Here is a 1,215-nt window from a genome sequence, read left to right on the forward strand (position 1 = left end):
TTGAAGCGCGTCGTGATCGCGGTCGTGCTGCCGAACTGCACGTTGCCGGCGAAGTAGTTGCTGGCCGTGCCGGCGGCAAAGAAATTCCAGCGCCCGGTCGCGCTCGCGACGTTCGACCAGAAGCCGAAGTTGTTGGTGGCGCCGGTCAGCGACGACTCGACCGCGAAGCCGTACTGGTTCGTGATCGTGCTGCCCGCGCCCTTCGTCGCCGGGTCGGCCTGAAAGTGCGCGACCGAGCCGACGGTGAAGGTCGCCGCCGCCGACGCGATCGTGCTGCGGAAGCCGCGCGCGCTCGCCGTCGTGCCCGACGGGATTGCAGAGGTCAGCAGCACGCCGTTCGCCGTCGTGGTGCCTGCGCTGTCCGACAGTTCGCGAACAATGTGCAGGTTCGAGTTCGACCACCCTGCGCCGCCGACGCCGACCTGCCCGGCTGCGTTGATCGGGAGGAAGCTGCGGTATGCGTTCAGGTCGGTGTCCACCCCTTGAATCTCGGTGCTGAACGTCACCAGCCCGGCAAGGAACGCGTCTGCGCGAATGGCGAAGTTCGTGGGGTCGGTCCGCGTCGGCGGCGGCGGGAGAACGGTCACAGGCATGTCAGATCAACCCCTCGATTTCCAGGTTGCAGTAGTTGAGCGTGGGGTAAGCCACGTCCACGTTGAAGTCGCGATAGAAGCCGTACACGGCCAGCGGCTCGTGGCCGCTCGCCTCGCTGCCGACCCACACGCAGGGTGTGGCGCGCGAAGTGGCCAGCAGCCGGTACACGCGCGGCAGTGCGTCGCGGGAGAACACGCAGCGCGCAGTCATGCGCTTGGCGAAGCGCCGCTTCACGATGGACGTGCGGCCGTAGCTGTCGGTGTTCTTCTGGCTGTAGTCGATGATCCCGAGCTGCACGCCGGCCTCGGTGTCGCCCAGGTCGCTCACCTCGCCGACAACCGCCAGGCCGCATGCGGGCGCGCCGGTGATGCTGATCGTCAGCTCGACGCCGTACAGCGGCGGTAGGTCGGTCAGCGTCAGGTCAGTGCGAGCCTCCGGGACGCTGAAAAAGTAGTCGTACCAGGTGGCGACGGGAAGCGCATCGAGCGAGATGGCGCGCTGGTACACGACTGGGCCGCCCGGCGACTGGCGCACGGTCACGAGCGCCTCAATGCCGGCCAGCTCCATCAGGCTCACGCCGGTGGCGAAGCCCGGCAGCATGACGATGTTCAGTGGCACGCC

Annotated in this window: 2 protein-coding genes; both read right to left on the reverse strand. The window is 67.6% G+C overall.

All coding sequences use genetic code 11. The features are described from left to right. A partial coding sequence (locus D3A59_RS24870) for a hypothetical protein (RefSeq protein WP_157991714.1) occupies nt 1-593 on the reverse strand: 593 nt, incomplete at its 3' end. Nucleotide 594: 1 nt separating this feature from the next. After that, the coding region (locus D3A59_RS24875) for a hypothetical protein (protein ID WP_157991715.1) at nt 595-1,215 on the reverse strand (621 nt) is incomplete at its 5' end.

The sequence above is a fragment of the Caldimonas tepidiphila genome, from assembly GCF_003569765.1.
In the GTDB taxonomy this organism is placed as follows: domain Bacteria; phylum Pseudomonadota; class Gammaproteobacteria; order Burkholderiales; family Burkholderiaceae_C; genus Caldimonas; species Caldimonas tepidiphila.